The organism is Streptomyces sp. NBC_01460 (assembly GCF_036227405.1).
In the GTDB taxonomy this organism is placed as follows: domain Bacteria; phylum Actinomycetota; class Actinomycetes; order Streptomycetales; family Streptomycetaceae; genus Streptomyces.
On record NZ_CP109473.1, the window covers coordinates 6016454 to 6042910 of the forward strand.

General features: G+C 70.9%; 25 protein-coding genes and 1 pseudogene. 15 read left to right on the forward strand and 11 right to left on the reverse strand.

All coding sequences use genetic code 11. The features are described from left to right. The first annotated feature begins 84 nt into the window (after window positions 1-84). Window positions 85-921 carry an RNA polymerase sigma factor WhiG gene (gene whiG / locus OG488_RS27325; protein WP_329233351.1) on the forward strand — a complete coding sequence of 279 codons (837 nt, stop codon included), beginning with the start codon at window positions 85-87 and terminating at the stop codon, window positions 919-921. Between the two features lie 97 nt (window positions 922-1018). Beyond that, on the forward strand, window positions 1019-1576 hold the full coding sequence (locus tag OG488_RS27330) for a TetR/AcrR family transcriptional regulator (RefSeq protein ID WP_329239053.1): 558 nt from the start codon (window positions 1019-1021) through the stop codon (window positions 1574-1576). 176 nt (window positions 1577-1752) lie between these two features. Here OG488_RS27330 and OG488_RS27335 read toward each other — a convergent pair. Further along, window positions 1753-2355 (reverse strand): annotated as a pseudogene (locus tag OG488_RS27335) (peptidoglycan DD-metalloendopeptidase family protein); the annotation flags it as partial. 277 nt (window positions 2356-2632) lie between these two features. On the opposite strand from OG488_RS27335, the gene rpsB reads away from it, so the two are divergent. The 5 genes from rpsB (at window position 2633) to OG488_RS27360 (ending at window position 7199) form a co-directional block, all read left to right on the forward strand. Further along, window positions 2633-3568 (forward strand): 30S ribosomal protein S2, encoded by a 936-nt coding sequence (gene rpsB / locus OG488_RS27340; protein ID WP_329233353.1) that lies wholly within the window; start codon window positions 2633-2635, stop codon window positions 3566-3568. A 101-nt stretch (window positions 3569-3669) separates the two neighbouring features. Then, the gene (gene tsf / locus OG488_RS27345) at window positions 3670-4506 is read left to right on the forward strand and encodes a translation elongation factor Ts (protein ID WP_329233355.1); all 837 of its coding nucleotides are present in this window, start codon (window positions 3670-3672) and stop codon (window positions 4504-4506) included. A 158-nt stretch (window positions 4507-4664) separates the two neighbouring features. After that, a complete protein-coding gene (gene pyrH / locus OG488_RS27350) occupies window positions 4665-5441 on the forward strand; it encodes a UMP kinase (protein ID WP_329233357.1) in 777 nt (258 codons plus the stop codon). A 115-nt stretch (window positions 5442-5556) separates the two neighbouring features. Then, window positions 5557-6114 carry a ribosome recycling factor gene (frr, locus tag OG488_RS27355; protein WP_031100531.1) on the forward strand — a complete coding sequence of 186 codons (558 nt, stop codon included), beginning with the start codon at window positions 5557-5559 and terminating at the stop codon, window positions 6112-6114. Continuing rightward, window positions 6114-7199, forward strand: coding sequence for a phosphatidate cytidylyltransferase (locus tag OG488_RS27360; protein WP_329233359.1), 1086 nt, complete (start codon window positions 6114-6116; stop codon window positions 7197-7199). Before frr ends, OG488_RS27360 begins: the two co-directional genes overlap by 1 nt. 107 nt (window positions 7200-7306) lie before the next feature. Here OG488_RS27360 and OG488_RS27365 read toward each other — a convergent pair whose 3' ends face one another. Beyond that, complete coding sequence (locus tag OG488_RS27365; RefSeq protein ID WP_329233361.1) at window positions 7307-7462, reverse strand: hypothetical protein; 156 nt, start codon at window positions 7460-7462, stop codon at window positions 7307-7309. Window positions 7463-7876: 414 nt separating this feature from the next. Between OG488_RS27365 and rlmN the strand changes: the two genes are divergently transcribed. The 5 genes from rlmN to OG488_RS27390 all read left to right on the forward strand — a co-directional run bounded on the left by rlmN (window position 7877) and on the right by OG488_RS27390 (window position 13586). Next, window positions 7877-8983 carry a 23S rRNA (adenine(2503)-C(2))-methyltransferase RlmN gene (gene rlmN, locus OG488_RS27370; protein ID WP_033304082.1) on the forward strand — a complete coding sequence of 369 codons (1107 nt, stop codon included), beginning with the start codon at window positions 7877-7879 and terminating at the stop codon, window positions 8981-8983. A gap of 265 nt (window positions 8984-9248) precedes the next feature. Beyond that, window positions 9249-10340, forward strand: a complete 1092-nt coding sequence (locus tag OG488_RS27375; protein WP_329233363.1) for a thiamine ABC transporter substrate-binding protein — start codon at window positions 9249-9251, stop codon at window positions 10338-10340. 44 nt (window positions 10341-10384) lie between these two features. Beyond that, the gene (locus OG488_RS27380; RefSeq protein ID WP_329239056.1) at window positions 10385-11998 is read left to right on the forward strand and encodes an ABC transporter permease; all 1614 of its coding nucleotides are present in this window, start codon (window positions 10385-10387) and stop codon (window positions 11996-11998) included. A 2-nt stretch (window positions 11999-12000) separates the two neighbouring features. Then, window positions 12001-13023 (forward strand): ABC transporter ATP-binding protein, encoded by a 1023-nt coding sequence (locus OG488_RS27385; RefSeq protein ID WP_329233365.1) that lies wholly within the window; start codon window positions 12001-12003, stop codon window positions 13021-13023. A gap of 110 nt (window positions 13024-13133) precedes the next feature. Further along, the gene (locus tag OG488_RS27390) at window positions 13134-13586 is read left to right on the forward strand and encodes an SRPBCC family protein (RefSeq protein WP_329233367.1); all 453 of its coding nucleotides are present in this window, start codon (window positions 13134-13136) and stop codon (window positions 13584-13586) included. A 16-nt stretch (window positions 13587-13602) separates the two neighbouring features. Here the strand turns inward: OG488_RS27390 and OG488_RS27395 are convergent, their stop codons facing one another. The 5 genes from OG488_RS27395 to OG488_RS27415 all read right to left on the reverse strand — a co-directional run bounded on the left by OG488_RS27395 (window position 13603) and on the right by OG488_RS27415 (window position 18737). Further along, window positions 13603-14721 (reverse strand): LOG family protein, encoded by a 1119-nt coding sequence (locus tag OG488_RS27395; RefSeq protein WP_329233368.1) that lies wholly within the window; start codon window positions 14719-14721, stop codon window positions 13603-13605. A gap of 35 nt (window positions 14722-14756) precedes the next feature. After that, window positions 14757-15920, reverse strand: a complete 1164-nt coding sequence (locus tag OG488_RS27400) for a hypothetical protein (RefSeq protein WP_329233370.1) — start codon at window positions 15918-15920, stop codon at window positions 14757-14759. Then, the gene (locus OG488_RS27405; RefSeq protein WP_329233372.1) at window positions 15902-16639 is read right to left on the reverse strand and encodes an ABC transporter ATP-binding protein; all 738 of its coding nucleotides are present in this window, start codon (window positions 16637-16639) and stop codon (window positions 15902-15904) included. The genes OG488_RS27400 and OG488_RS27405 overlap by 19 nt, the downstream gene beginning before the upstream one ends. Window positions 16640-16866: 227 nt before the next feature. Then, a complete protein-coding gene (locus tag OG488_RS27410; RefSeq protein ID WP_329233373.1) occupies window positions 16867-18246 on the reverse strand; it encodes an aspartate aminotransferase family protein in 1380 nt (459 codons plus the stop codon). Beyond that, window positions 18231-18737, reverse strand: a complete 507-nt coding sequence (locus OG488_RS27415; RefSeq protein WP_329233375.1) for an Lrp/AsnC family transcriptional regulator — start codon at window positions 18735-18737, stop codon at window positions 18231-18233. The genes OG488_RS27410 and OG488_RS27415 overlap by 16 nt, the downstream gene beginning before the upstream one ends. Window positions 18738-18899: 162 nt before the next feature. Between OG488_RS27415 and OG488_RS27420 the strand changes: the two genes are divergently transcribed. From OG488_RS27420 to OG488_RS27430, 3 genes are all read left to right on the forward strand, one after another. After that, a complete protein-coding gene (locus tag OG488_RS27420; protein ID WP_329233376.1) occupies window positions 18900-20339 on the forward strand; it encodes a gamma-aminobutyraldehyde dehydrogenase in 1440 nt (479 codons plus the stop codon). A gap of 243 nt (window positions 20340-20582) precedes the next feature. Next, window positions 20583-21746 (forward strand): ABC transporter substrate-binding protein, encoded by a 1164-nt coding sequence (locus OG488_RS27425; RefSeq protein WP_329239059.1) that lies wholly within the window; start codon window positions 20583-20585, stop codon window positions 21744-21746. 86 nt (window positions 21747-21832) lie between these two features. Further along, complete coding sequence (locus OG488_RS27430) at window positions 21833-22369, forward strand: hypothetical protein (RefSeq protein ID WP_329233378.1); 537 nt, start codon at window positions 21833-21835, stop codon at window positions 22367-22369. Window positions 22370-22371: 2 nt separating this feature from the next. On the opposite strand, the gene OG488_RS27435 is transcribed toward OG488_RS27430, so the two are convergent. The 4 genes from OG488_RS27435 to OG488_RS27450 all read right to left on the reverse strand — a co-directional run bounded on the left by OG488_RS27435 (window position 22372) and on the right by OG488_RS27450 (window position 26411). After that, window positions 22372-23580 carry a serine hydrolase domain-containing protein gene (locus OG488_RS27435; protein WP_329233380.1) on the reverse strand — a complete coding sequence of 403 codons (1209 nt, stop codon included), beginning with the start codon at window positions 23578-23580 and terminating at the stop codon, window positions 22372-22374. A 71-nt stretch (window positions 23581-23651) separates the two neighbouring features. Further along, window positions 23652-24383: a response regulator transcription factor gene (locus OG488_RS27440; RefSeq protein ID WP_329233382.1), complete on the reverse strand. Its 732-nt coding sequence runs from the start codon at window positions 24381-24383 to the stop codon at window positions 23652-23654. Window positions 24384-24405: 22 nt separating this feature from the next. Further along, on the reverse strand, window positions 24406-25605 hold the full coding sequence (locus OG488_RS27445; protein WP_443074247.1) for a sensor histidine kinase: 1200 nt from the start codon (window positions 25603-25605) through the stop codon (window positions 24406-24408). Further along, entirely contained in the window at window positions 25605-26411 is an 807-nt protein-coding gene (locus OG488_RS27450) for an SAM-dependent methyltransferase (RefSeq protein WP_329233383.1), read from the reverse strand. Before OG488_RS27450 ends, OG488_RS27445 begins: the two co-directional genes overlap by 1 nt. Window positions 26412-26457 lie beyond the last annotated feature (46 nt).

Sequence of the window (26457 nt, forward strand, 5' to 3'; positions counted from 1 at the left end):
ACACCTCAGTCACGCTACGCTCACGAGGAATCCGCCCCAGAGACACGTCCCAGCACTTCACGGCAGAACGGCTCAAGGCACCACATGCCCCAGCACACCTCCGGGTCTGACCGCGCGGCAGTACCACCGGCTGCGCGTGGCACTGTGCGCCCTCCCGCCCCCTCCTCGCTCGACGAGTTGTGGCGTTCGTACAAGACCACGGGCGACGAGCGGCTGCGGGAGCAGCTGATCCTGCATTACTCACCCCTGGTGAAGTACGTCGCCGGCCGGGTCAGTGTGGGGCTGCCGTCCAACGTGGAGCAGGCGGACTTCGTCTCGTCCGGGGTCTTCGGGCTGATCGACGCCATCGAGAAGTTCGACGTCGAGCGGGCCATCAAGTTCGAGACCTACGCGATCACCAGGATCCGCGGCGCGATGATCGACGAACTCCGCGCCCTGGACTGGATTCCCCGGTCCGTCCGGCAGAAGGCGCGCAACGTCGAACGTGCCTACGCCACGCTGGAGGCCCAGCTGCGACGCACCCCCTCCGAGGCCGAGGTCGCCGCGGAGATGGGCATCGCGCTGGAGGAACTCCACGCTGTTTTCAGCCAGTTGTCGCTCGCCAACGTGGTGGCCCTGGAGGAGCTGCTGCACGTCGGCGGCGAGGGCGGTGACCGGCTGAGCCTGATGGACACCCTGGAGGACACCGCGGCCGACAACCCGGTCGAGGTCGCCGAGGACCGCGAGCTCAGACGGATGCTCGCCCGCGCCATCAACACGCTCCCCGAAAGGGAGAAGACCGTGGTCACCCTGTACTACTACGAAGGCCTCACCCTCGCCGAGATCGGCAACGTCCTCGGAGTCACCGAGAGTAGGGTCAGCCAGATCCACACCAAGTCCGTGCTCCAGCTCCGGGCGAAACTGGCCGACGCCGGACGCTGAACCCGAGCCGCTCCGGCCACCCGGCTCCGGACGCGGACCCCGCTCCGAGGCGACGCCGCCGTAGAGTGGACGGGTGCCCAGGATTCGAGCGGCCTCCGTGGCCGAGCACCGGACCATGCAGCGCGGCGCCCTCCTGGACGCCGCTCGCTCCTTGCTGTCCGAGGGCGGTACGGAGGCGCTGACCTTCCCCGCCCTCGCCGAGCGCACCGGCCTCGCCAGGTCCTCCGTCTACGAGTACTTCCGCTCCCGCGCGGCCGTGGTCGAGGAGCTCTGCGCCGTCGACTTCCCCGTCTGGGCCGCCGAGGTCGAGAACGCGATGGAGCGCTCCGGTACCCCCGAGGCGAAGATCGAGGCCTATGTGCGCAGGCAGCTCGACCTGGTCGGGGACCGGCGCCACCGCGCGGTCGTGGCGATCTCGGCCAGCGAACTGGACGCGGGGGCACGGGAGAAGATCCGCGCCGCGCACGGCGGGCTCATCGCCATGATCGTCGAGGCGCTCGCCGACCTGGGCCACACCGAGCCGAGGCTCGCGGCCATGCTGCTGCAGGGTTCCGTGGACGCCGCGGTGCGCAGGATCGAGCTGGGCGCGGCGGAGGAACCGGGCATCGTCGCGGACACGGCCGTCGCCATGGTCCTGCGCGGCGTCCGGGGCTGAGCACCGCTCCAGGCGCTCCGAGCAGGCATGGGGCCCGCCTCCGTGAGGGGTACGCCGAACACCGGCAGCAGCCGGGAAGGGCCCCGTAGCAGCAGTGACGGAGGAAGCAGCGTCAGCGGATCCAGGTAGACGTCACCGCGCCGCAGCCCCCAGTGCAGGCACCCGGAGGCGCAGTGGGAGGGCTCCGGCCCCACCACCCCCACCACCTGCCCCGCGGTCACCTCGTCGCCCGCGGCGACCCGCGCCCGCACCGGCTCGTACGTGAAGCGGAGCGGTGGCTCCCCGCTCCCCGCCACATCGACCGAGACCACCCCGCGCCCCGCCACCGGCCCAGCGAAGGCGACCAGGCCCGAGGCGGCCGCCAGCACCGGGGTGCCCGGCGGGGCGGCCAGGTCGACCCCGCGGTGCCCCGGTCCGTAGGGACCGGCGGGGGGCTCCCAGCCCCTTACGACAAGGGGCCTGCCCGCGAGCGGCCAGACCCGGATGTCACCCGGCGGCGGCGGGCCCGTCGCCGCCCTGGCGGTGGCCGCTCCCGGCACGACCGCGAGCAGTGCCGCCAGCAGGCCGGCGAGGAGCCAGGCGAGGAGCCCGGCCGGGGAAGCGGCGGCAGAGGGAGCGGCGGCCGGGGGAGCGGCGGCTGCTGGGCCGGTCACCGGTGGGACGGGCCCGGCCGACCGCGGAACCGTCGGCGCACACGCCCGCGACGGGCCCGGCGCGGGCGGCGCCTCCGGGCGGGCGGCACGGCAGCGGCCGGCGGTCTTTCCTGGTGAGCGGCGCATGACGGAACGATCTCCCGGATGCCCGTCCCGCGGGGATCACGGCCCGGATCTGTGGACGACCGGTGGGTTGTGGACATCGCCGTCACCCGGCACCCGGCGGGTCCCGTACACTTCTTCTGGCGATCCGGGTCACCGGGTCGACTTCGCACGCCCCGCCACCTCCCTCTCTGCGGACGGTGGCCGCGCTCCTCGGTCCCTCGTGGCACGGCGCGTCGGGGCGTCAGGCGCGACAGCAATCCTGCGGTCGCGACAACCGAGCACCTCAAGGAGTACGGCCATGGCCGTCGTCACGATGCGGGAGCTGCTGGAAAGCGGCGTCCACTTCGGTCACCAGACCCGTCGCTGGAACCCGAAGATGAAGCGCTTCATCTTCACCGAGCGCAACGGCATCTACATCATCGACCTGCTCCAGTCGCTGTCGTACATCGACCGCGCCTACGAGTTCGTCAAGGAGACCGTCGCCCACGGCGGCTCCATCATGTTCGTGGGTACGAAGAAGCAGGCCCAGGAGGCCATCGCCGAGCAGGCGACGCGCGTCGGCATGCCGTACGTCAACCAGCGTTGGCTCGGTGGCATGCTCACCAACTTCTCCACCGTCTACAAGCGCCTTCAGCGTCTGAAGGAGCTCGAGCTCATCGACTTCGAGGACGTGGCCGCCTCCGGCCTCACCAAGAAGGAGCTCCTGGTCCTCTCCCGCGAGAAGGCCAAGCTGGAGAAGACCCTCGGTGGTATCCGCGAGATGCAGAAGGTGCCGAGCGCCGTCTGGATCGTCGACACCAAGAAGGAGCACATCGCCGTCGGTGAGGCGCGCAAGCTCCACATCCCGGTCGTCGCGATCCTCGACACCAACTGCGACCCCGACGAGGTCGACTACAAGATTCCGGGCAACGACGACGCGATCCGCTCCGTCACCCTGCTCACCCGCGTGATCGCCGACGCCGTCGCCGAGGGCCTCATCGCCCGCTCCGGTGCCGCCACCGGTGACTCGAAGCCGGGCGAGAAGGCCGCCGGCGAGCCCCTCGCCGAGTGGGAGCGCGACCTGCTCACGGGCGAGAAGAAGGACGACGCCGAGGTCCAGTCCTCCGCCGAGACCGAGAAGGCCGCCGACGCCGAGCCGGCCGCCGCCGCCGACGAGCAGGCTGCCGAGCAGGCCGAGGCGCCCGCCGCCGAGGCCCCCGCCGCCGAGGCCCCGGCCACGGACGAGCAGGCCTGACACCCGTCAGTCACGGCTGAATGACGGCGGGGGCCGGTGCACTGGCACCGCCCCCGCCGTTCACCCGTAGATCTTTCAGACTTCGAGAGAGAAACAGACTCATGGCGAACTACACCGCCGCTGACGTCAAGAAGCTCCGCGAGCTCACCGGCGCCGGCATGATGGACTGCAAGAAGGCGCTCGACGAGGCCGACGGCAATGTGGACGGTGCCGTCGAGGCGCTCCGCATCAAGGGCCAGAAGGGCGTCGCCAAGCGCGAGGGCCGTTCCGCCGAGAACGGTGCCGTCGTCTCCCTCCTCGCCGAGGACAAGACGTCCGGCGTCCTGCTCGAGCTGAAGTGCGAGACGGACTTCGTCGCCAAGGGCGACAAGTTCCAGGCCGTCGCCAACACGCTCGCCGCCCACGTCGCCGCGACCTCCCCGGCCGACATCGAGGCGCTCCTCGCCTCCGAGATCGAGCCCGGCAAGACCGTCCAGGCGTACGTGGACGAGGCCAACGCCAACCTCGGCGAGAAGATCGTCCTGGACCGCTTCGCGCAGTTCCAGGGTGCCTACGTCTCCGTGTACATGCACCGCACCATGCCCGACCTGCCCCCGCAGATCGGTGTCATGGTCGAGCTGGACAAGGCCGACGCCGAGCTGGCCAAGGGCCTCGCGCAGCACATCGCCGCCTTCGCCCCGAAGTACCTGTCCCGCGAGGACGTCCCGGCCGAGGTCGTCGAGGCCGAGCGCCGCGTCGCCGAGGAGACCACGCGCGCCGAGGGCAAGCCGGAGGCCGCGCTCCCGAAGATCGTCGAGGGTCGCGTCAACGGCTTCTTCAAGGAGGCCACCCTCCTCGGCCAGCCCTACGCGCTGGACAACAAGAAGTCCGTCCAGAAGGTCCTGGACGAGGCCGGTGTCACCCTGAAGCGCTTCACGCGTATCAAGGTCGGCATCTGAGTCCGTCCGCGAACAACGGTGGACCCCGATAGGGTCTGGTGCAGTCGACGGCCGCACCTAGCCGGACGACCGCAGATCTGACGAGGAGGCCATTGCCGCTGAGGGACAACAGACCCACCGGCAATGGCCTTCTTCGTATGTGCACGAGGAGAATCTCCATGAACAAGGGCGCGGACGCCACACAGGGTGACCACAAGCGCGACGACGGCACGATTTCCGGACGCTTCATGCTGAAGCTGTCCGGCGAGGCCTTCGCCGGTGGCGGAGGCCTCGGTGTCGACCCCGATGTCGTGCACGCCATCGCCCGCGAGATCGCCGCGGTCGTACGCGACGGCGCGGAGATCGCCGTCGTCATCGGCGGCGGAAACTTCTTCCGTGGCGCCGAGCTCCAGCAGCGCGGCATGGACCGGGCGCGGTCCGACTACATGGGCATGCTCGGCACGGTCATGAACTGCCTGGCGCTGCAGGACTTCCTGGAGAAGGAAGGCATCGACTCACGCGTCCAGACCGCCATCACCATGGGCCAGGTCGCGGAGCCGTACATCCCGCTCCGTGCCGTACGGCACCTGGAGAAGGGACGCGTCGTGATCTTCGGTGCCGGCATGGGGATGCCGTACTTCTCCACCGACACGACCGCCGCCCAGCGCGCCCTGGAGATCGACGCCGAGGCGCTGCTGATGGGGAAGAACGGCGTGGACGGGGTCTACGACTCCGACCCGAGGACCAACCCCGGCGCGGTGAAGTTCGACGCCCTGGAGTACGGCGAGGTGATCGCCCGCGACCTCAAGGTCGCCGACGCCACCGCGATCACCCTCTGCCGTGACAACCAGCTCCCGATCCTCGTCTTCGAACTGACCCAGGAGGGCAATATCGCCCGCGCGGTCAAGGGTGAGAAGATCGGCACGCTGGTGAGCGACGAGAGCACCCGGGCCTGACGGCCCACGAGATGGACAACGGCCTGCCGGTCGGACACCGTGCAGGTGAGGACGCGACGCAGGATCCGCAGGACCCGACGATGCCGGGTCCGATCAAGACACGCAGGAGCACGTGGTGATCGAAGAAATCCTCCTCGAGGCCGAGGAGAAGATGGAGAAGGCCGTCGTCGTCGCGAAAGAGGACTTCGCCGCGATCCGCACCGGCCGTGCGCACCCGGCGATGTTCAACAAGATCGTCGCGGACTACTACGGCGCGCTGACCCCGATCAACCAGCTGGCCTCGTTCTCGGTCCCCGAGCCGCGGATGGCCGTGGTGACCCCGTTCGACAAGACGGCGCTGCGCAACATCGAGCAGGCGATCCGTGACTCCGACCTCGGGGTCAACCCGAGCAACGACGGCAACATCATCCGTGTGACGTTCCCCGAGCTCACGCAGGACCGCCGCAAGGAGTACATCAAGGTCGCCAAGACCAAGGCCGAGGACTCCAAGATCTCGATCCGCTCCATCCGCCGCAAGGCCAAGGAGTCGCTCGACAAGCTCGTCAAGGACAAGGAGTCCGGCGAGGACGAGGTCCGCCGCGCGGAGAAGGAGCTCGACGACACCACCGCGAAGTACGTGGCGCAGGTGGACGAGCTGCTCAAGCACAAGGAAGCCGAGCTGCTCGAAGTCTGATGAACGACTCTTCCTGGGGCGCCCCGCAGGGAGCCGGATACTGGAGCGCTCCCGAGATGGGGGCCGCTCCGGCGGGTCCTGCATACGATGTGCACGGCGCCCAGCAGACTCGGCCCATGCCCATCGTGCCGGACGTTCCCGACGCAGGTAGAGACGCTGACGACCGCGACGACCGGAACGGGGGCGCCGCGCGCGTCAGCGGCCCCCTGTTCCGTGACGAGAAGCCGCAGGAGCCCATGTCCACCCCGCTGCCGTCCCCGCCGCCCAAGAAGCGGGCGGGGCGTGACCTGCGCGCCGCCATAGGGGTCGGTGTCGGTCTCGGTGCCCTCGTCGCCGGCTCCCTCTTCATCGTGAAGGCCGTCTTCGTCGGTGTGGTCGTGCTGGCGGTGGTGGTGGGCCTCTGGGAGCTCACCTCCCGCCTCAAGGAGCGCAAGGGCATCAACGCCCCCCTCGTGCCGCTCGCCGTCGGCGGCGCCGCGATGGTGGTCGCCGGTTATGTGCGGGAGGCGGAGGGTGCCTGGGTCGCCATGGCGCTCACCGCGCTCGCGGTGCTCGTCTGGCGGATGACGGAGCCGCCCGAGGGATACCTCAAGGACGTCACGGCGGGTGTCTTCGCCGTCTTCTACGTGCCCTTCCTGGCGACGTTCGTCACGATGATGCTCACCGCGGACGACGGTGCGTGGCGTGTGCTGACGTTCCTGCTGCTCACCGTGGTCAGCGACACCGGTGCGTACGCCGTGGGCTGGCGCTTCGGGACGCACAAGCTGGCTCCGCGCATCAGCCCCGGGAAGACCCGTGAGGGTCTGTTGGGTGCCGTCGGTTTCGCGATGGTGGCCGGCGCCCTGTGCATGGAGTTCCTGATCGACGACGGGACCTGGTGGCAGGGTCTGCTGATGGGGCTCGCGGTCGCCGCCAGCGCCACGCTGGGCGACCTGGGTGAGTCCATGATCAAGCGGGACCTGGGCATCAAGGACATGGGCACGCTGTTGCCCGGTCACGGCGGCATCATGGACCGGCTCGACTCGCTCCTGCCGAGCGCTCCGGTCGTGTGGCTCCTGCTGGTGCTGTTCGTCGGATCGGGCTGACGTTCCCGGTTCCGCCTCGCGTTCCCACGAAGGGCCCGCCGTCCACGGCGGGCCCTTCGCGTGTACCCGGGGCCGCCGCTCAGCGGTTCTGCTCGGCGGGTGCCTGCTCAGCGGCGTCGGGGAAACCTCCAGCCGTTCCTGCGGAGCCGCACGAGGACGTACACCCCGCACAGGGCCCACACCCCCAGGAAAGCCCATCGGAACCAGGGCGGGCCCTGCCAGCGCTCGGCGAGTTCGACCGCGAACGGCATGTGAGGGGTCATGCGCTGCGTGTGCCCACGCTCCGGGCGGGGACACGCGGCGTGTGGATACCGGGGCCCGCGCCTCTGGACGCCTGTGGGTCGCCCACCGATACCGGCGGTGTGGAATTCGCCGTCTTCATGACGGCGATCCGGCCGCCGAAGCCGGGCCAGGGACCTCACCGGGGAATGTGTGACGCCGGTGACGACGGCGTACGCGTACGCGCTTCCAGATCGCCAGCAGGTGACCGCACCTCCCGCTGTCCGCCGTGCGATCGGTCACGGTCCCCGCGCGTGCGCCGGGCCGTTCCGGGGCCGTCGAGAGGCGCCCACGTCGGCTGATGGCGGCCGGTGACGCCCGGGGCCCCCGGCCCCTCGCCCCTCCTGGGCCTGCGGAGGTCTCTGGGACCACGGCGTGTCTGTAACACTGGAGGAACCATGCCTAAGCCCGGAGAACTCACTTTCGTCGCGCCCCGTGGAGCCAAGCGGCCGCCGCGGCACCTCGCCGACCTCACGCCCGACGAGCGCAAGGAAGCAGTCGCCGCGACCGGCGAGAAGCCCTTCCGCGCCAAGCAGCTGTCGCAGCACTACTTCACGCGGTACGCGCACGACCCGGCGGAGTGGACCAACATCCCGGCCGCGTCGCGCGACAAGCTCGCGGAGGCGATGTTCCCGGATCTGATGTCGGTCATGCGCCATATCAGCTGTGACGACGACACCACCCGCAAGACGCTCTGGAAGCTGCACGACGGCACGCTCGTCGAGTCCGTCCTCATGCGGTACCCGGACCGGGTGACCATGTGCATCTCGTCGCAGGCGGGCTGCGGGATGAACTGCCCGTTCTGCGCGACCGGGCAGGCGGGGCTCGACCGCAACCTGTCGACCGCCGAGATCGTGCACCAGATCGTGGACGGCATGCGGGCGCTGCGGGACGGCGAGGTCCCGGGCGGGCCGGCCCGGCTGTCCAACATCGTCTTCATGGGCATGGGCGAGCCGCTGGCCAACTACAAGCGTGTGGTCGGGGCGATCCGCCGGCTGACGGACCCCGAGCCGGACGGCCTGGGGCTCTCGCAGCGCGGGATCACCGTCTCCACGGTGGGCCTCGTGCCGGCGATGCTGCGCTTCGCCGACGAGGGCTTCAAGTGCCGCCTCGCGGTCTCGCTGCACGCCCCGGACGACGAGCTGCGCGACACCCTCGTCCCCGTGAACACCCGCTGGAAGGTCCGTGAGGTCCTGGACGCCGCGTGGGAGTACGCGGAGAAGTCGGGCCGCCGTATCTCCATCGAGTACGCGCTGATCCGCGACATCAACGACCAGGCGTGGCGGGGCGACCGGCTGGGCCGTCTGCTCAAGGGCAAGCGGGTGCACGTCAACCTCATCCCGCTGAACCCGACCCCGGGCTCGAAGTGGACCGCCTCGCGGCCCGAGGACGAGAAGGCCTTCGTCGAGGCCATCGCCGCCCATGGGGTGCCGGTGACCGTCCGCGACACCCGTGGCCAGGAGATCGACGGCGCCTGCGGGCAGCTGGCGGCCTCCGAGCGCTGAGGGGGTTCCGCCGGGCCGGTTCGATCCGGCCGGTCCGGCGTGATCCGACCGGTGTAGCCTGGCCCCGAAATCAACTTCATATTCCGACAGGGGAGCGCCACAGCGCTGAGAGTGCGGCACCGAGGACAGGTCGGCCGCAGACCCTCTGAACCTCGCCCGGGTCATTCCGGGTAGGAAGTTCGGACCTTACTCAAGCTGTTGCGCCCTGCCCGCTCACGAGCGGGCGGGGCCGCGTCTCTTCCTGGTCACCTCCAGGAGGAATCACATGAACACCACCACGAAGTACGCGGCGACGGCGCTCGCCGCCGCGCTCGGCGTCACCGTGCTCGCGGGCTGCGGCGGTTCCGACGACAAGGCTTCCGGTGACACGGGGGCCGGTTCCAAGACCGTCACGCTGGTCAGCCACGACTCGTTCAACGCCTCGGACGCCGTCCTCAAGGCGTTCACGAAGGAGACCGGCTACCAGGTCAAGGTGCTCAAGAGCGGTGATGCCGGAGCCGCGCTCAACCAGGAGATCCTGACCAAGGGCTCCCCCCGGGGCGACGTGTTCTTCGGCGTCGACAACACCCTGCTCTCCCGCGCCCTGGACAACGGCCTGTTCACGCCGTACGAGGCGAAGGGCCTCGACCGCGTCGAGGCCGACACCCAGCTCGACGCGGACCACCGGGTCACGCCCGTCGACACCGGCGACATCTGCGTCAACTACGACAAGAAGTACTTCGCCGACAAGAAGCTCGACCCGCCGAAGTCCTTCGACGACCTGCTGAAGCCCGCGTACAAGAACCTCCTCGTCACCGAGAACGCCGCGACCTCCTCGCCCGGCCTCGGCTTCCTCCTCGGTACCGTCGCCACCTACGGCGAGACCGGCTACCAGGACTACTGGAAGAAGCTGAAGGACAACGGGGTCAAGACCGTCGACGGCTGGGAGCAGGCGTACAACGAGGAGTTCTCGGGCTCCGCGGGCGGCAAGAAGGCCAAGGCCGACCGTCCGCTCGTCGTCTCGTACGCCTCCAGCCCGCCCGTCGAGGTGCTGTACGCCGATCCGCGGCCCACCGAGGCGCCGACCGGGGTCGCCACCGGTACCTGCTTCCGCCAGATCGAGTTCGCCGGCCTCCTGGACGGTGCGAGGAACGAGGCGGGCGGCAAGGCACTGCTGGACTTCCTGATCAGCAAGCAGTTCCAGGAGGACATGCCGCTGAACATGTTCGTGAACCCGGTGGCGAAGGACGCGAAGCTGCCGGAGCTCTTCACGAAGTTCGGTGCGTCCGTCGACAAGCCGGCGACGGTGGACCCGGAGAAGATCGCCAAGAACCGTGAGCAGTGGGTCCAGTCGTGGTCCTCGCTCGTCGTGAAGTAGCCGCGCGGCCCGCGGGCGGGGGTAACGCGGTGCGGCTCGGCCTGATGGCCGTGCCCGTCGCGTTCTTCGCGCTGTTCTTCGCCTACCCGGTCGTCGCGATCGTCGGCCGGGGGCTGAAGGCGGGGGGAGACTGGCAGTTCGGCCGGATCGGCACGGTGCTGAGCCGGCCGGACATCCTGGACGTCCTCTGGTTCACGACCTGGCAGGCTCTCGCCTCCACCGCGCTCACCCTCCTGATCGCGCTGCCGGGAGCCTACGTCTTCGCCCGCTTCGACTTCCCCGGCAAACAGGTGCTGCGCGCCGTGGTGACCGTGCCGTTCGTCCTGCCCACGGTCGTGGTGGGCACGGCGTTCCTCGCCCTGCTGGGACGCGGCGGGTTCCTCGACGAGCTCTGGGGGGTCAGGCTCGACACGACCGTGTGGGCGATCCTGCTCGCCCATGTGTTCTTCAACTACGCCGTGGTCGTACGGACCGTGGGCGGCCTGTGGTCACAGCTCGACCCCCGCCAGGAGGAGGCCGCCCGGGTGCTCGGGGCCGGCCGCTTCGCCGCCTGGCGGCGGGTGACCCTGCCCGCGCTGGCCCCGGCCGTGGCCGCCGCGGCGCTGATGGTCTTCCTCTTCACGTTCACCTCCTTCGGAGTGGTCCAGATCCTCGGCGGTCCGGCCTACTCCACGCTGGAGGTGGAGATCTACCGGCAGACCGCGCAGCTGCTGGACCTGCCGACGGCCGCGGTGCTGACCCTGGTCCAGTTCGCCGCCGTGGGCGGGATCCTCGCCGTGCACGCGTGGACCGTGCGGCGCAGGGAGACCGCCCTGAGGCTGGTCGACCCGGCGCAGACCGCCCGGCCGCCCCGGGGAGCCGGACAGCGGGCGCTGCTCGGCGGCGTCCTGCTGACGGTGCTCCTGCTCATCCTGCTGCCCCTCGGCGTGCTGGTGGAGCGCTCCTTCGACACCTCCGGCGGCTACGGACTCGCCTTCTACCGCGCACTGCAGTCCGTCGACGCCAACGGTTCCACCTTCCTGGTCCCGCCGCTCGACGCCATCGGCAACTCGCTGCGCTACGCGCTGGTCGCGACCCTCATCGCCCTGGTGGTCGGCGGCCTCGCGGCCGCCGCGCTGACCCGGCGGGCGGGCCGTCTGGTACGGGGTTTCGACGCGCTGCTGATGCTGCCGCTCGGCGTCTCCGCCGTCACCGTCGGCTTCGGCTTCCTCATCACGCTGGACGAGCCGCCGCTCGACCTGCGGACGTCCTGGATCCTCGTCCCGCTCGCGCAGGCGCTGGTGGGTGTCCCCTTCGTCGTACGCACGATGCTGCCCGTCCTGCGCGCCGTGGACGACCGGCTGAGGGAGGCCGCCGCGGTGCTCGGCGCGTCGCCGCTGCGGGCCTGGCGCGAGGTGGACCTGCCGCTCGTCCGACGGGCGGTGCTGGTCGCCGCGGGCTTCGCCTTCGCCGTGTCGCTCGGGGAGTTCGGGGCGACCGTCTTCATCGCCCGCCCCGACAACCCCACCCTGCCCGTCGCCGTGGCCAGGCTGCTGGGTCGCTCGGGAGAGCTCAACTACGGCCAGGCCATGGCCCTGAGCACGATTCTGATGCTCGTCTGCGCGGTGTCGCTGCTCCTGCTCGAACGTATCCGCACCGACCGATCCGGGGAGTTCTAGAGATGCTGGCAGTGGAGACCGCCACGGTCCGGTTCGGGGGGCGGACCGCGCTGGACGCGGTGGACCTGGAGGTCGCGGACCACGAGATCGTCTGTGTGCTGGGGCCGAGCGGCAGCGGCAAGTCGACGCTGCTGCGTGCCGTGGCCGGGCTGCAGCCCCTGGACGGCGGGCGGGTGCTGCTGGACGGGGAGGACCAGGCGCCGCTGCCCGTGCACCGGCGAGGGCTCGGGCTGATGTTCCAGGACCACCAGCTGTTCCCGCACCGGGACGCCGGCGCCAACGTCGCCTTCGGTCTGCGGATGCACGGCGTCCCCCGGGCCGAGCGCGACCGCCGGGCCGACGAACTGCTGGACCTGGTCGGCCTGCCCGGAGCCGGCCGGCGGGCGGTCACCGCGCTCTCCGGGGGCGAGCAGCAGCGGGTGGCGCTCGCCCGGGCCCTGGCGCCCCGCCCGAGGCTGCTGATGCTGGACGAACCGCTGGGACAGCTGGACCGGAGCCTGCGTGAACGGCTCGTCGTCGAACTCCGCACCCTCTTCGGCCGGCTGGGCACCACGGTCCTCGCCGTCACCCACGACCAGGGCGAGGCCTTCGCGCTCGCCGACCGGGTCGTGGTTATGCGGGACGGCCGCATCGCCCAGGCGGGCACCCCCCTGGAGGTCTGGCAGCAGCCCGCGTCGGCGTTCGTCGCCCGTTTCCTCGGCTTCGACAACCTGGTCGACGCCGTGGTCACGGGCACGGCCGCCGACACCGCCTGGGGCAAGGTGCCGGTGCCGGACGGCTCGCCCCAGGGCGCGTGCGAGCTGCTCGTGCGGCCGGGCGGCGTCCGGATCGGGAGCCCGAAGGACGGCCTGCGCTGCACGGTGGGCGTCCGCACCTTCCGCGGCCACCACGTCACCGTGCTCCTGCACCCCGTGGACGGCCCGGCCCTGGAGGCGGAGTGCGGGTTGAGGGACACCCCGGACGAGGGAGCCGTCGTCGGCGTGGCCTTCGACCCGGCGGAGACGGTGGTCCTCCCCCCGGCCTGACCGGTGGGGCGGCGCTCCTTCCCCCGGGCTGACCCGTCCGCTGGCGTTCGTCCCCGGAGCCTGGTCCTCTGGACGGGCAGGGGGCCGAGGCGTCGGAAGGGAACAGGGCCATGGCCGAGTCAGCACGCGAGGGCATCGACATCACCCGAGTCGTCGCGGCTCCGCGAGACCGGGTCTTCGAGGCCTGGACCGTCCCCGAGGACTTCGCCGCCTGGTACGGGGGCGAAGCCGACGTGCCGCTGGACCGGGTGTCGATGGACGTCGTGCCGGGCGGTGCGTGGAGCCTGGTCATCCTGGTCCCCGGCGTGGAGATGCCCTTCCACGGTGTCTACCGGGAGGTGACGGCCCCCGAGAGGCTCGTCTTCACCCTGAAGGACGGGAGCGCGCCCGAGGACATCGAGGGGGAGACCGTGACCGTCACCCTGACCGAGCTGGGCCGGAAGTCCACCGAGATGGTCTTCCGCCAGCGCGGCGGCCATCTCACACCCGAGCAGTACGCGGCGGCCGAGGACGGCTGGGAGGCGTTCTTCGACGCACTCGACGCCCGGCTCGCCGCCCGCTGAACCCGGCCGGTCCGGGTCAGCCCGTCAGCCGGGCGAGCGCCCCGGCCGCCTCCTCCACCGTGTCGACGAGCGCGATCCGGGACTCCATGGCCCGGCCCTCCGCCAGCGCGCTCAGCAGCGGCCAGGCGGGCAGCTTCTCCGTCCAGTGCGCGCGGTTCACCAGCACCATCGGTGTGGGCGCGGAACGCGACTCGTAGTAGTTCGGCGTCGCGTTGTCGAAGATCTCCTGCACGGTCCCGGCGGCGCCCGGGAGGAAGATCACGCCGGCGGTGGAGCGGGCCAGCAGCCCGTCCTCGCGCACGGCGTTGGCGAAGTACTTGGCGATGTTGTCCGCGAAGGCGTTCGGCGGCTCGTGACCGTAGAACCACGTGGGGATCGCGACCGAGGAACCCCCGTCGGGCCAGCGTTCCCGCACGGCGAACGCGGCCTTCGCCCAGTCCGTGACCGAAGGGCTGAACGACGGGGCAGAGGCGAGCAGTTCGCAGGCCTTGAGGAGCATGGCGTCGGAGTGCGGCGCCGCGTACGCGCCGAGGTTGGCCGCCTCCATGGCACCCGGGCCACCGCCGGTCGCCACGGTCAGACCGCTGCGGGCCAGCTCCCTGCCGAGCACGGCGGCACCGCGGTACGCCTCGGAGCCCCGGGCCATCGCGTGGCCGCCCATCACGCCCACCACGCGCGCCCCGACGAGGTGTTCGTCCAGGGCGTCGGAGACCGCGTCGTCGTGCAGGGCCCGCAGCATCGAGGCGAAGACGTCGCCGTTCGCCTTGGTGAGCTGGAACCAGCCGTACGCCCGCGCGTCCGGGGTCGCCCCGTAACCGCCCTCCGACAGGCCCTCGTACAGCGCCTGAGGGGTGTAGAGCAGCCCGCGGTACGGGTCGAAGGGCAGGCCGGGCACCGGCGGGAAGACGAAGGCCCCGTCGCCGCGTATCTTCGCGTCGGCGCGGGGCTCCATACGGCAGCCGAGGAAGACGGCGCCCCGGGTGTCGGTCGCCAGGAGCGCCTCGCCCCGGTCGGTCAGGTCGACGGACTGGATGCGGTGGCCCGCGAGGGTCCCGGCCGCGACGGCCCGGTCGAAAGCGGTGAGCGTCTCGATCTCGACGCCCGGCGGGTAGGTGTTCTCGTCCGGATTCTCCACGCCGCCATGCTACGTACCGCCCCGGGCGGCGGGTGTCACCCCGTCAGAGGCAGCGCTGCGAGCTCCGCGATCGCCCAGGTCAGCGGCGCGAAGACGGCCAGCAGCACCAAGGCCCGCAGGGCGGCGGCGGTCCGGAGCGCGGACGCCGGGGCGCCGAGCCGCAGCAGCGTCGCCGCCGTCCGGGCACGGGCCTGCTTGGCCTCCAGCGCGGTGGTCAGCAGCGTGGCCAGGGTGCAGCCGATGACGAGGACGGCGCCGAGCGCGGTGAGCGGGCCGAAGGGGCGGGGTCCGCCCGTGTACAGCACGGAGGCGGCGATCACCCCGGACGCCACGGCGCAGACGATTCCCAGCGGACGGCCGATGCGGGAGGCCTCATCCATCAGGACCCTGCCCGCCAGGAGCCGTACGGCTCCCGGGCGCACCGCCTGGAGCAGCCGTCCGCACAGGTAGGTCAGGCCGGGCCCCGCCATGGCCAGACCGATCGCGGTGAGCGTCCAGCCCACGAGGACGGCCGTGGGGGTGGCGTCCAGCCGCCCCGGCAAGGGGAAGGGGCTGCCCGCCGAGCCGCGGCTCGCGTACGCCTCGACCGCGAGACCGGCCGCGGTGAGCGCGACTCCCCAGGGCAGCCCCGTCGGCGTCGGGGACGGCGCGAGATCCGCCTCGGTCTCCTGGGCCTCGGACGGCGCGACCGGCCTGGAGCGCAGGGCGAGACCGCCGGCGGCGGACGCGGCCAGCGGGACGACGGCCAGCAGCGTCAGCGCCGCGGCGAGCGGCAGCGGGGTGCCCGCGCCGAGGAACTCCGCCGCACCGCCGTCGAACGGCAGTCCGGTCAGATCGCCGCGCAGATGGAGGAAGAAGAGCAGCGCCACCACCGACCCCAGCGTGGTGGACACCGCCGTCGAGATCGCCGCCAGCACCGCGAGACGGGCCGGGCCCAGGCCTGCGGCGAAGAGCGCGGGCCTCGGGCGGGTGCTCGGATCCGTGCGCGCGACGGCGACCGCGAACTGCACGGTCGCGGCGAGCGGCACGGCGCACCACAGCAGCCGCAGGACGGAGCTCGACGCGTGCGCCGGATGCCCGGAGGCGTACCCCAGGGTGCACAGGAGCAGGAACCCGACCCCGGCCGACGCGGCGGCGAGCAGCAGCCGGCGCATCAGGACGAGGGGGTGCGAGCCACGGGTCAGACGGAGAGCGAGCACGCCGAGCGGCCTTCCGTATCGGGCGCGGCGGGCAGGGAGACGGTGTTGACACGGCGGCCGTCCAGCATGCTGACCACCCGGTCGGCGAGTGCGGCGACCTCGGCGTCGTGGGTGGCGAGCACGACGGTGATCCCGTGGGACCGTGCCGCGGTGGTGAGCGTGCGCAGGAGCTGCGCGCGCTCGGCGTGGTGCAGGGACGCGGTCGGTTCGTCCGCGAAGATCACGGACGGCGACGCGGCCAGCGCGCGGGCCACGGAGATCCGCTGGCGCTGCGACTGGAGCAGGGTGTGGGGCCGCTTCTTGGCGAGAGGCCCGATGTCCAGGCGCTCCAGCCACTCCGTGGCGGCCTTCTTCGCGGCCCGGTGCGAGACGCCCCGCAGCAGCAGCGGCAGCGCGGCGTTCTCCCAGGTGCTGAGCTCCGGCACGAGCTGCGGCTCGGCCGCGATCCAGCCGAACCTGTCCCTGCGGAGCTGTTCGCGGAGCCGGGGGCCCATGGTGTGGACGGGCACGCTGTTGAACCAGACCTCGCCCTGGTCGGGCACCAGCTGGCCGGAGAGGCAGTGCAGCAGGGTCGTCTTCCCGCACCCGCGGGGCCCGGCCACGGCGAGGACCTCGCCGTCACGGACGCCGAGGGAGACACCACCGAGCCCCGGCGATCCGTTGTGGGAGTGGTGCAGGGAACGTGCCCAGATCACGTCGTTGTCGGGCGGGGCCACCATGGCGTACACCTCGGTTCGGATCAGTTTTCCTGTTCCCCCCTACGGGGGAACGAATACAACGAAAAAGAGGCCGATCGGTCACTCGGCACGCTAGGCAGCCGAAGCGAGGTGTCGGGACAGTACGCGGCCCGGACGCCCCCCTTCTCACTCGAACGGGTGCATCCGGGCCGCGTGGTCCGTATGAAATGACTGCCGGAAGCCGTGGTGCCGGCAGTCGGTGGCGTCGGTCAGAGCTTCGTCCAGGCCTCCGTCAGGACGTTCCGCAGGATGCCCTCGATCTCGTCGAACGTCGACTGGTCGGAGATCAGCGGCGGCGCGAGCTGGACGACCGGGTCGCCGCGGTCGTCGGCCCGGCAGTAGAGGCCGTTCTCGTACAGCGCCTTGGAGAGGAAGCCGTAGAGGACGCGCTCGGTCTCCTCGTCGGTGAAGGTCTCCTTGGTGGCCTTGTCCTTCACCAGCTCGATGCCGTAGAAGAAGCCGTTGCCGCGGACGTCGCCGACGATCGGCAGGTCGTGCAGCTTCTGCAGTGTCGTCAGGAACGCGTTCTCGTTGTCGAGGACGTGCTGGTTGAGGCCCTCGCGCTCGAAGATGTCGAGGTTGGCGAGACCCACCGCGGCGGACACCGGGTGGCCGCCGAAGGTGTAACCGTGCAGGAAGGTGTTGTCACCCTCGTAGAACGGCTCGGCCAGCCGGTCGGAGATGATGCAGGCGCCGATGGGGGAGTAGCCCGAGGTCATGCCCTTGGCGCAGGTGATCATGTCCGGTACGTAGCCGAACTTGTCGCAGGCGAACATCGTGCCGAGGCGGCCGAACGCGCAGATGACCTCGTCGGAGACGAGGAGCACGTCGTGCCGGTCGCAGATCTCGCGCACCCGCTGGAAGTAGCCGGGCGGGGGCGGGAAGCAGCCGCCGGCGTTCTGCACGGGCTCCAGGAAGACCGCCGCGACGGTGTCCGGGCCCTCGAAGAGGATCTGCTGCTCGATCTGGTCGGCGGCCCAGCGGCCGAAGGCCTCCGGGTCGTCGCCGAAGAGCGGGGCGCGGTAGATGTTGGTGTTCGGCACCTTGTGCGCACCGGGCACCAGCGGCTCGAACGGGGCCTTGAGCGCGGGCAGTCCGGTGATCGACAGGGCTCCCTGCGGGGTGCCGTGGTATGCGACCGCGCGCGAGATGACCTTGTACTTGGTCGGCTTGCCCTTGAGCTTGAAGTACTGCTTGGCCAGCTTCCATGCGGTCTCGACCGCCTCACCGCCACCGGTGGTGAAGAAGACCTTGTTGAGGTCGCCCGGGGCGTGGTGGGCCAGCCGCTCCGCGAGCTCGACGGCCTTGGGGTGGGCGTAGGACCACACCGGGAAGAAGGCCAGTTCCTGCGCCTGCTTGTACGCGGTCTCGGCGAGCTCGTGGCGGCCGTGTCCGGCGTTGACGACGAACAGGCCGGAGAGACCGTCGAGGTAGCGCTTGCCCTTGTCGTCGTAGATGTAGGTGCCCTCGCCACGCACGATGGTGGGAACGGGCGCGTTCTCGTAGTCCGACATGCGGGTGAAGTGCATCCACAGGTGGTCGTACGCGGTTCGGCTGAGGTCCTTGCTCACGGCTATCGGGTTCCCCACATATAGGTCTGCTTCTTGAGCTTGAGGTAGACGAAGCTCTCGGTGGAGCGCACACCGGGTATGGCCCGGATGCGTTTGTTGATCGTCTCCAGCAGGTGGTCGTCGTCCTCGCAGACGATCTCCACCATGAGGTCGAAGGAGCCCGCGGTCATCACCACGTACTCGCACTCGGCCATGGCCGACAGGGCCTCGGCCACCGGGTCGAGGTCGCCCTCGACGTTGATGCCGACCATCGCCTGGCGCCGCAGTCCCACGGTGAGCGGGTCCGTGACGGCGACGATCTGCATCACGCCCTGGTCGAGCAGCTTCTGGACGCGCTGGCGCACGGCGGCCTCGGAAAGGCCGACGGCCTTTCCGATCGCGGCGTACGGACGCCGCCCGTCCTCCTGGAGCTGCTCGATGATTGCGAGGGAGACGGCATCGACCGCTGGTGACGATCCGCTCCCGTTCCTGGAGTCTGCGCTACGGCTGGCCACAACCCCACTGTGCACCGCGACTCGTCTGTCTGGCAAGCCTGAATCAATGAATTTCGTTGTCTGCATGCCTGAATCTGACTGAATCCGAAGGAGACGGCGGTTGGGTATGTCGAAAGCGTCACCGAACGGTCTAGGGTGGAAGTCTCACCCATCGGACAGCCGACAGGAGGGGTGGTCGTGACCACCGAGGTGCGCCGCCTGCGCAACTACATCAACGGAGAGTTCCGGGACGCCGCGGACGGGCGGACCATCGACGTGGTCAACCCGGTGACGGAAGAGGTCTACGCGACCTCACCGCTCTCCGGACAGGCCGACGTCGATGCCGCCATGGACGCCGCCGCGGCGGCGTTCCCCGCCTGGCGCGACGTGACGCCCGCCGAACGACAGAAGGCGCTGCTGAAGATCGCGGACGCCTTCGAGGAGAGGGCCGAGGACCTCATCGCGGCGGAGTCGGAGAACACCGGCAAGCCGCTGGCCCTCACCCGCACCGAAGAGATCCCGCCGATGGTGGACCAGATCCGGTTCTTCGCGGGTGCCGCCCGGCTGCTCGAAGGGCGTTCGGCCGGCGAGTACATGGAGGGGCTCACCTCCATCGTCCGCCGCGAGCCGGTGGGCGTCTGCGCCCAGGTCGCGCCGTGGAACTACCCGATGATGATGGCCGTGTGGAAGTTCGCCCCGGCGCTCGCCGCGGGCAACACCGTCGTCATCAAGCCCTCGGACACCACTCCGGCGTCGACCGTGCTGATCGCCGAGATCATCGGGCAGATCCTTCCCAAGGGCGTCTTCAACGTCATCTGCGGCGACCGCGACACCGGCCGCGCGATGGTGGAGCACCCGACCCCGGCGATGGCCTCCATCACCGGCTCGGTGCGGGCCGGCATGCAGGTCGCCGAGTCCGCCGCCAAGGACGTCAAGCGGGTCCACCTGGAGCTCGGGGGCAAGGCCCCGGTCGTCGTCTTCGAGGACACCGACATCGCCAAGGCCGTCGAGGGCATCTCGGTGGCGGGTTACTTCAACGCGGGCCAGGACTGTACGGCCGCGACCCGTGTCATGGTCCACGAGTCCATCCACGACGAGTTCGTCACCGCGCTCGCCAAGGCGGCGGCCGACACGAAGACCGGCCTGCCGGACGACGAGGACGTGCTGTACGGCCCGCTCAACAACGCCAACCAGCTGACGCAGGTCAGCGGCTTCATCGAGCGGCTCCCCGCGCACGCCAAGGTCGAGGCGGGCGGCCACCGGGTCGGCGACAAGGGCTACTTCTACGCCCCGACCGTCGTCTCCGGCCTCCGCCAGGACGACGAGATCATCCAGCACGAGGTCTTCGGGCCCGTCATCACCGTCCAGTCCTTCACGGACGAGGCGCAGGCCGTCGAGTACGCCAACGGCGTCGAGTACGCCCTGGCCTCCTCGGTGTGGACCAAGGACCACTCCCGCGCGATGCGGATGTCCAAGAAGCTCGACTTCGGCTGTGTGTGGATCAACACCCACATCCCGCTCGTCGCCGAGATGCCGCACGGCGGGTTCAAGAAGTCCGGGTACGGCAAGGACCTCTCCGCGTACGGCTTCGAGGACTACACCCGCATCAAGCACGTCATGACGTCGCTCGACGACTGACCGGAGTGCAGCGGTGACGAACGGCCCCGGGCGTCGCCCGGGGCCGTTCGCGCGTCCTCGTTCGCGTGCCTCGTGCCCCGTGTGCCCGTTCCGCGTGTCTCCGTTTCACGTGTCCTCGTTCCGTGCGCCGGCGACATGGGCAGGATGTGCGCAACCGGCTGCTCCCGCTGGACGGTTGGTCCATTGCCCGGCGCGGCGCCGGACCGCCATGCTGCGCGGGTGCGCTCGATTCCGGACCACCTCATGCCCCGTCGTTCCCTCCTGCGCGCCCTCGGCGTCGGATCGGCCGGTGCCGCTCTGGCCGCCTGCGGCGTGCCCGCCGCCTACGTGGAGCCCGGCGACCGGGCCGGCCGCGACCGGTCGGACAGCGAACACTTGCTGCACTTCGCCAACTGGCCCCTCTACATCGACACCGACGACGAGGACGAGTCGAAGCGGCCCACGCTCGACGCGTTCGCACGCCGTACGGGGATCTCCGTCACCTACACCGAGGAGATCAACGACAACGACGAGTTCTTCGGGAAGATCAGTCCGGCGCTGATGAACCACCAGCCGACGGGCCGGGACCTCGTCGTCATCAGTGACTGGATGGCGGCGCGCTTCGTGCGGCTCGGCTGGGTGCAGGAGATGGACCGGTCGCGGCAGCCGAACGTCGCCGAGCACCTCGACCCCCAGCTGCGCGCGCCCGCCTTCGACCAGGGGCGGTCGCACAGTGTGCCCTGGCAGTCCGGCATCACCGGGATCGCGTACAACCGGGAGAGGCTCGGCAGGGAGATCCGGCACACGGGTGAGCTCTGGGCGGACGACCTGCGGGGCAGGGTGACCCTGCTGTCCGGTCTCGACGAGGCCTTCGCCCTGCTGATGCAGGGCAACGGCGCCGACATCACCCGCTGGACCGCCGACGACTTCCACGAGATGTGCGACCAGGTGGAGCGGCGGGTGAGGTCGCGCCACATCCGCCGCTTCACCGGCAACGACTACATCAAGGACCTGGCCAACGGGGACGTGCTCGCCTGCCAGGCCTACTCGGGGGACGTCATCCAGCTCCAGGCCGACAACCCGGACATCGAGTTCGTGGTCCCCGAGGAGGGGGGCGAGCTCTGGTCGGAGTCCCTCATGATCCCCAACCTCGCGCGGCACAAGCGCAACGCGGAGAAGCTCGTCGACTTCTACTACGAGCCTGAGGTCGCCGCGGAACTGGCCACCTGGGTCAACTACGTCTGTCCGGTGCCGGCCGCCCGCGACATCCTCGCCTCCTCCAAGGACGAGGAGACGGCCGCGCTCGCGGAGGATCCGCTGATCTTCCCCGACGGTGCCCTGCGTGAACGGCTGGCCATCGCCCGCGACATCACCTCCGAGGAGCGCGTCGGCTTCGCGAAGAGGTGGAACTCCGTCGTCGGTCTCTGAGGGGCACCCCTGGTGCCCCTCAGAGGCCGGTGCGGCTCACCGGCCCCACTTTTTGAACGTGTTCATGGTGAGCGTACGCTGCGGGCATGAGCGAGCGAGCCCTCTTGCGGCGCATACGCGTGTGGTTGGTCGTCTTCATCGTCTGTCTGGTGCTCAGTGGGCTGACCGCCTTCCCGCTGGTCACCGAACTCCACTGGGCCGAGGACCTTCTGACGTCCTCCGCCTCCCCCGTACCCGAGCACTTCCCGGCCCTGACGGACTGGATCACCCGGGTCCGGACCGGCCTCGACGAGGCCGACGCGACCTACCCCTTCGTCCTGTACGGCACCGACTGGCTGGCCTTCGCCCACCTCGTGATCGCGGTCGCCTTCTACGGCCCCTACCGCGACCCGGTCCGCAACATCTGGGTGGTCGAGTTCGGGATGATCGCGTGTGCCGGGATCATCCCGCTCGCCCTGATCTGCGGAGCGATCCGCGAGATCCCCTTCTGGTGGACCGTCATCGACATGTCCTTCGGGGTCTTCGGAGTCATCCCGCTGCTCGTCGTCCGCCGCATGATCAAGCGCCTGGAGGGCGACAGCCGTGACGGTGTGAAGCCCCTGGAGGCGGCCGGGACGGCGTGACATCACTTCGCCGGCGGCGCCCCGAAGGCGGCCACCACGATGTCCATCGCCGTGGCGTTCATGTCCTGGCCCTTCGCGTCGGTGGAGTTGACGCTGTACACCAAGGTCCTGGACAGATCTCGGGTGGCCGCCACCACCGTGTTGTAGCCCCAGCGGCCGCCCGTCTTCCCCCACACCTCACGCCCGCCCAGGGTCAGTGCGCTCAGCCCGGCGCTGTACTGGGCGGGCCCGCCCGTCCGGTAGGTGCGCACCGAGGGGTCGGGCAGCGTGAACATCTCCTCCAGCAGCGGACCGCGGACGACCCTCCCGGCGAACAGCGCACGGGTGAAGCGCTCCAGGTCCGCCGTGGTCGAGACGATGTCCCCGGCCGCCCAGGCATCGGTCACGCCCCACACCGTCACATCCCGCAGCTCCGTACCACCACCCGGGGTGTCGAAGGTCTGGTAGCCGTGGTTGTGCGGCCCCCGGAGCCGCGGGTCGGTGCCGGGGAACGATGTGGAGCGCAGACCCAGCGGGCGCAGGACGCGCTCGCCCACCTGGTGTGCGTAGGAGTCGCCGGTCACTCTCTCCACGAGCAGTCCCAGCACCGTGTAGTTGATGTTGAGGTAGTGCTGGCTCAGACCGGGCGTGAACTCCGGAGCCTGTGCCATGGCCGAGGCGACCATCCCGCGGGGCGTGTGCAGGTCAAAGCGGTGGGCGTACGCCTCCTCCAGGGTGGTGCCGGGCATCCGCGCGGCCGGTATCCCGCTGGTGTGATTGAGCAGCTGCCGGACGGTGACCCGGCCGTAGGAGACCGGGATCAGGTCCGGGAGGTAGTGCCTGGCCGTGCGGTCGAGGTCCAGCTTCCGCTCGCCGGCCAGTTGCAGGACCGTCGCCGCGGTGAAGACCTTGGTCACCGAGCCGGCCCGGAAGCGCGCCGCCGGATCGGCGGGGCGGCCGGAGACCAGGTCGTGGACGCCGGAGCTGCCGCGCCACGTGCCGTCGGTCCCGCTCACCCGCACGAGTGCGGCGGTGGCGTCGCCCTCCGCGGGCAGTCCGGAGATCGCCGCGCGCAGGGCTCCGGCGTCCGCCGCCGGGACGGTCCGCGTGCGTGCCTCGGCGGCGTGTGCCGGGGCGGGGGCCGCGTGCGCGAGGGCGGCCGGAGCGGCGGGCCCCGCGGCGACACCGAGGACGACGGCCGCGGCGAGGAGCGTGCGGGTGCGTGTGTTCATCAGGCGTCTCCAGGGAGGAAATCGGTAACTGCTCGACAGCTCCATCCTGTTGGTCCGGAGACGCGCCTGGATCACCCGAGCGAGGGGTCGTGCGGGGGAGATCTCCTCACCCGTGCGGGGGAGGTGCCGGCGGATCCTCCCTCGGACGAGGGAGAGACGAGCCCCGTCTCGTAGGCGCAGATCACGGCCTGTACGCGGTCCCGCAGACCCAGCTTGGACAGCACGTTGCCCACATGGGTCTTCACCGTGTGCTCGCTGAGCACGAGCGCCGCCGCGATCTCCGCGTTGGAGAGTCCCCGCGCCAGGTGAAGAAGAGTCTCCCGCTCCCGGGCGGTGAGTGCGTCCAGCCGGGCCGGCCCCACGGGGGAGCGGCCGGGAGACGGCCGTGAGGTGTACTCGGCGATGAGCCTGCGGGCCACCGACGGCGCGACCAGCGACTCCCCGGCCGCCACCACCCGCACCGCGTGCACCAGGTCGTCCCGTCGGACGTCCTTCAGCAGGAAGCCGCTGGCGCCCGCGTGCAGTGCCTCGTACACGTACTCGTCGGCGTCGAACGTCGTCAGCATGACCGTGCGGCAGTCGCTCCCGCCGGTGATCGCCCGGCACGCCTCGATGCCGTCCATGACGGGCATCCTGATGTCCAGCAGTGCCACGTCGGGGCGCAGCCTGCGCACCGCGTCGAGAGCCTGGGCGCCGTCCCCCGCCTCGGCGAGCACCTCGATGTCCGGCTGAGCGTCCAGGATCATCGCGAAGCCGCTGCGCACCAGCTCCTGGTCGTCCGCCACCACCACACGGATCGTCAACTGCCCACCTCCTCGGGGGAGGTTACAACTCGGGTGAGGGCGCGACGGGCAGGACGACGAGCACCTGGAAGCCCCGGCCGCCCGGCCCCGCTCCGGCCCTGGCGGTCCCGGCGTGCGCGGCGGCCCGTTCCCTGATGCCGATCAGCCCCAGGCCGGTGGTGGAGCCCGGCCCCCGGCCGTCGTCCGTGACGGTCACGGTCAGCTCCGTCGGGGAGTGGTCCAGTTCGACCGTCACACGCCTCGCGCGGGCGTGCTTGACGACGTTCGTCAACGCCTCCTGCACGATGCGGTAGACCGTGGCCCCGGTGTCCGCCGGCAGTGGGCCGGGCGTCCCCGTCACCGTGCAGGTGACCTCGGGCCCTCCGGACCGCACCCGGTCCAGCAGTTCGGGCAGCTCGGCCAGTGCGGGCTGCGGAGCACGCGGCGGCGGTGGGCCCCCGTGGCCGTCGTCCCGCAGCACCCCGAGCATCCGGCACAACTGCACCATGGCGTCCCTGCCGGTCTCCGAGATGGCGTCGAACGCGGCCTCCGCCCGTTCGGGAGCCGAGCGTACGGCCACCGGACCCGCCTCGGCCTGCACGATCATCAGGCTCACCGCGTGGGAGAGGATGTCGTGCATCTCCCGCGCGATCCGGGCCCGCTCCCGGGCCGCCGCCTGCTCGGCCTCGATCCGGTGGGTCACCTCCAGCTGTCGCGCGCGGTCCTCCATCGCCCGGATGTAGGCCTTGCGGGTGTGGGTGAACCGGCCGAAGGCGTACGCGGCCGCGAACACGAACAGTGAGAACAGCAGCTCCCTGGCCTCCCCCGTGTTCCACGCCACCGAGGGGAACACCGCCGCCAGCACCAGTGCGGCGACCGCCAGCCGAGGCCGTGGCGACGACAGCTCGGCCACCGTGTAGAAGGCGACCAGCCCGGTGTACGGCAGGGGCTGCCCCGGGCCGTCCACACCGAACCTGTACAGGGCGCCCGCCGCCAGCACGGCCAGCAGCACGGCGACCGGTGCGCGCCGGCGGGCCACCAGCGGCAGCACGGTCAGCGTCGTCAGCCCGTACGCCGCCCAGGTGGCCGGCGGCAGCCCGGGGGAGCGGGGCACCACGAACGGCATGGTCACCGCGGCCTGCACCAGCAGGGTGACGCCGATGTCGACCGTCCACGCGTCGCGCGGCAGCCACCGGGGCCGCGGCCCCCGCGACCGGGTGCTCCCCACCGGGGGTCTTCGCATCAGGGCTTCCGGCCCACCGCGCCGAACTGGGCCACCTCCGGGGTCCGGGGCGCGGGACCCGACCGCCAGCGGGAGCAGGACACGATGCCCGGCTCGAGGATCTCCAGGCCGTCGAGGAGCGAGGAGAACTCGGACCGGCTGCGGGCGGTGATCGGCGGGGTGGCGTTCTCGTTCCAGAAGCGCATCGCTGCCTCGTTGCCCTCGCCGCCCAGCTCCAGCGTGGGATGGGTGAGCACCAGGTGGCTGCCCGGCGGCAGGGCGCCCATCAGCGTCGTCACGACGGCCCGCGCCTCGTCCGTGTCCAGGACGAAGTTGAGGATGCCCAGCATCATGACCGCGACCGGGCGCCGGAGGTCCAGGGTCCGTCCGGCCGCGCGCAGGATCCGTTCCGGGTCCCGTGCGTCCGCCTCGATGTACTCGGTGGCGCCCTCCGGCGAACTGGTGAGCAGGGAACGCGCGTGGGCCAGGACGATCGGGTCGTTGTCGACGTAGACGACCCGCGCGTCCGGAGCGGTGTGCTGGGCGACCTCATGGGTGTTCTCCGCGGTCGGCAGCCCGGTGCCGATGTCCAGGAACTGGCCGATCCCCGCGTCACCGGCCAGATGGCGCACCGCCCGGCCCAGGAACGCCCTGTCGGCACGGGCCACTTCGCCGATGCTCGGATACATCCCGGTGACCCGGTCGCCCACCACGCGGTCCACCGGGTAGTTGTCGGTGCCGCCCAGCCAGTGGTTCCACACCCGGGCGTTGTGGGCGATGTCGGCACGGACACGGGAGGGTGCGGTACGGGGACCGGGCTCGGTCACGTCGGCTCCTGGGATCAGGGACGGGGCGGACGGTCCATGATGCCGG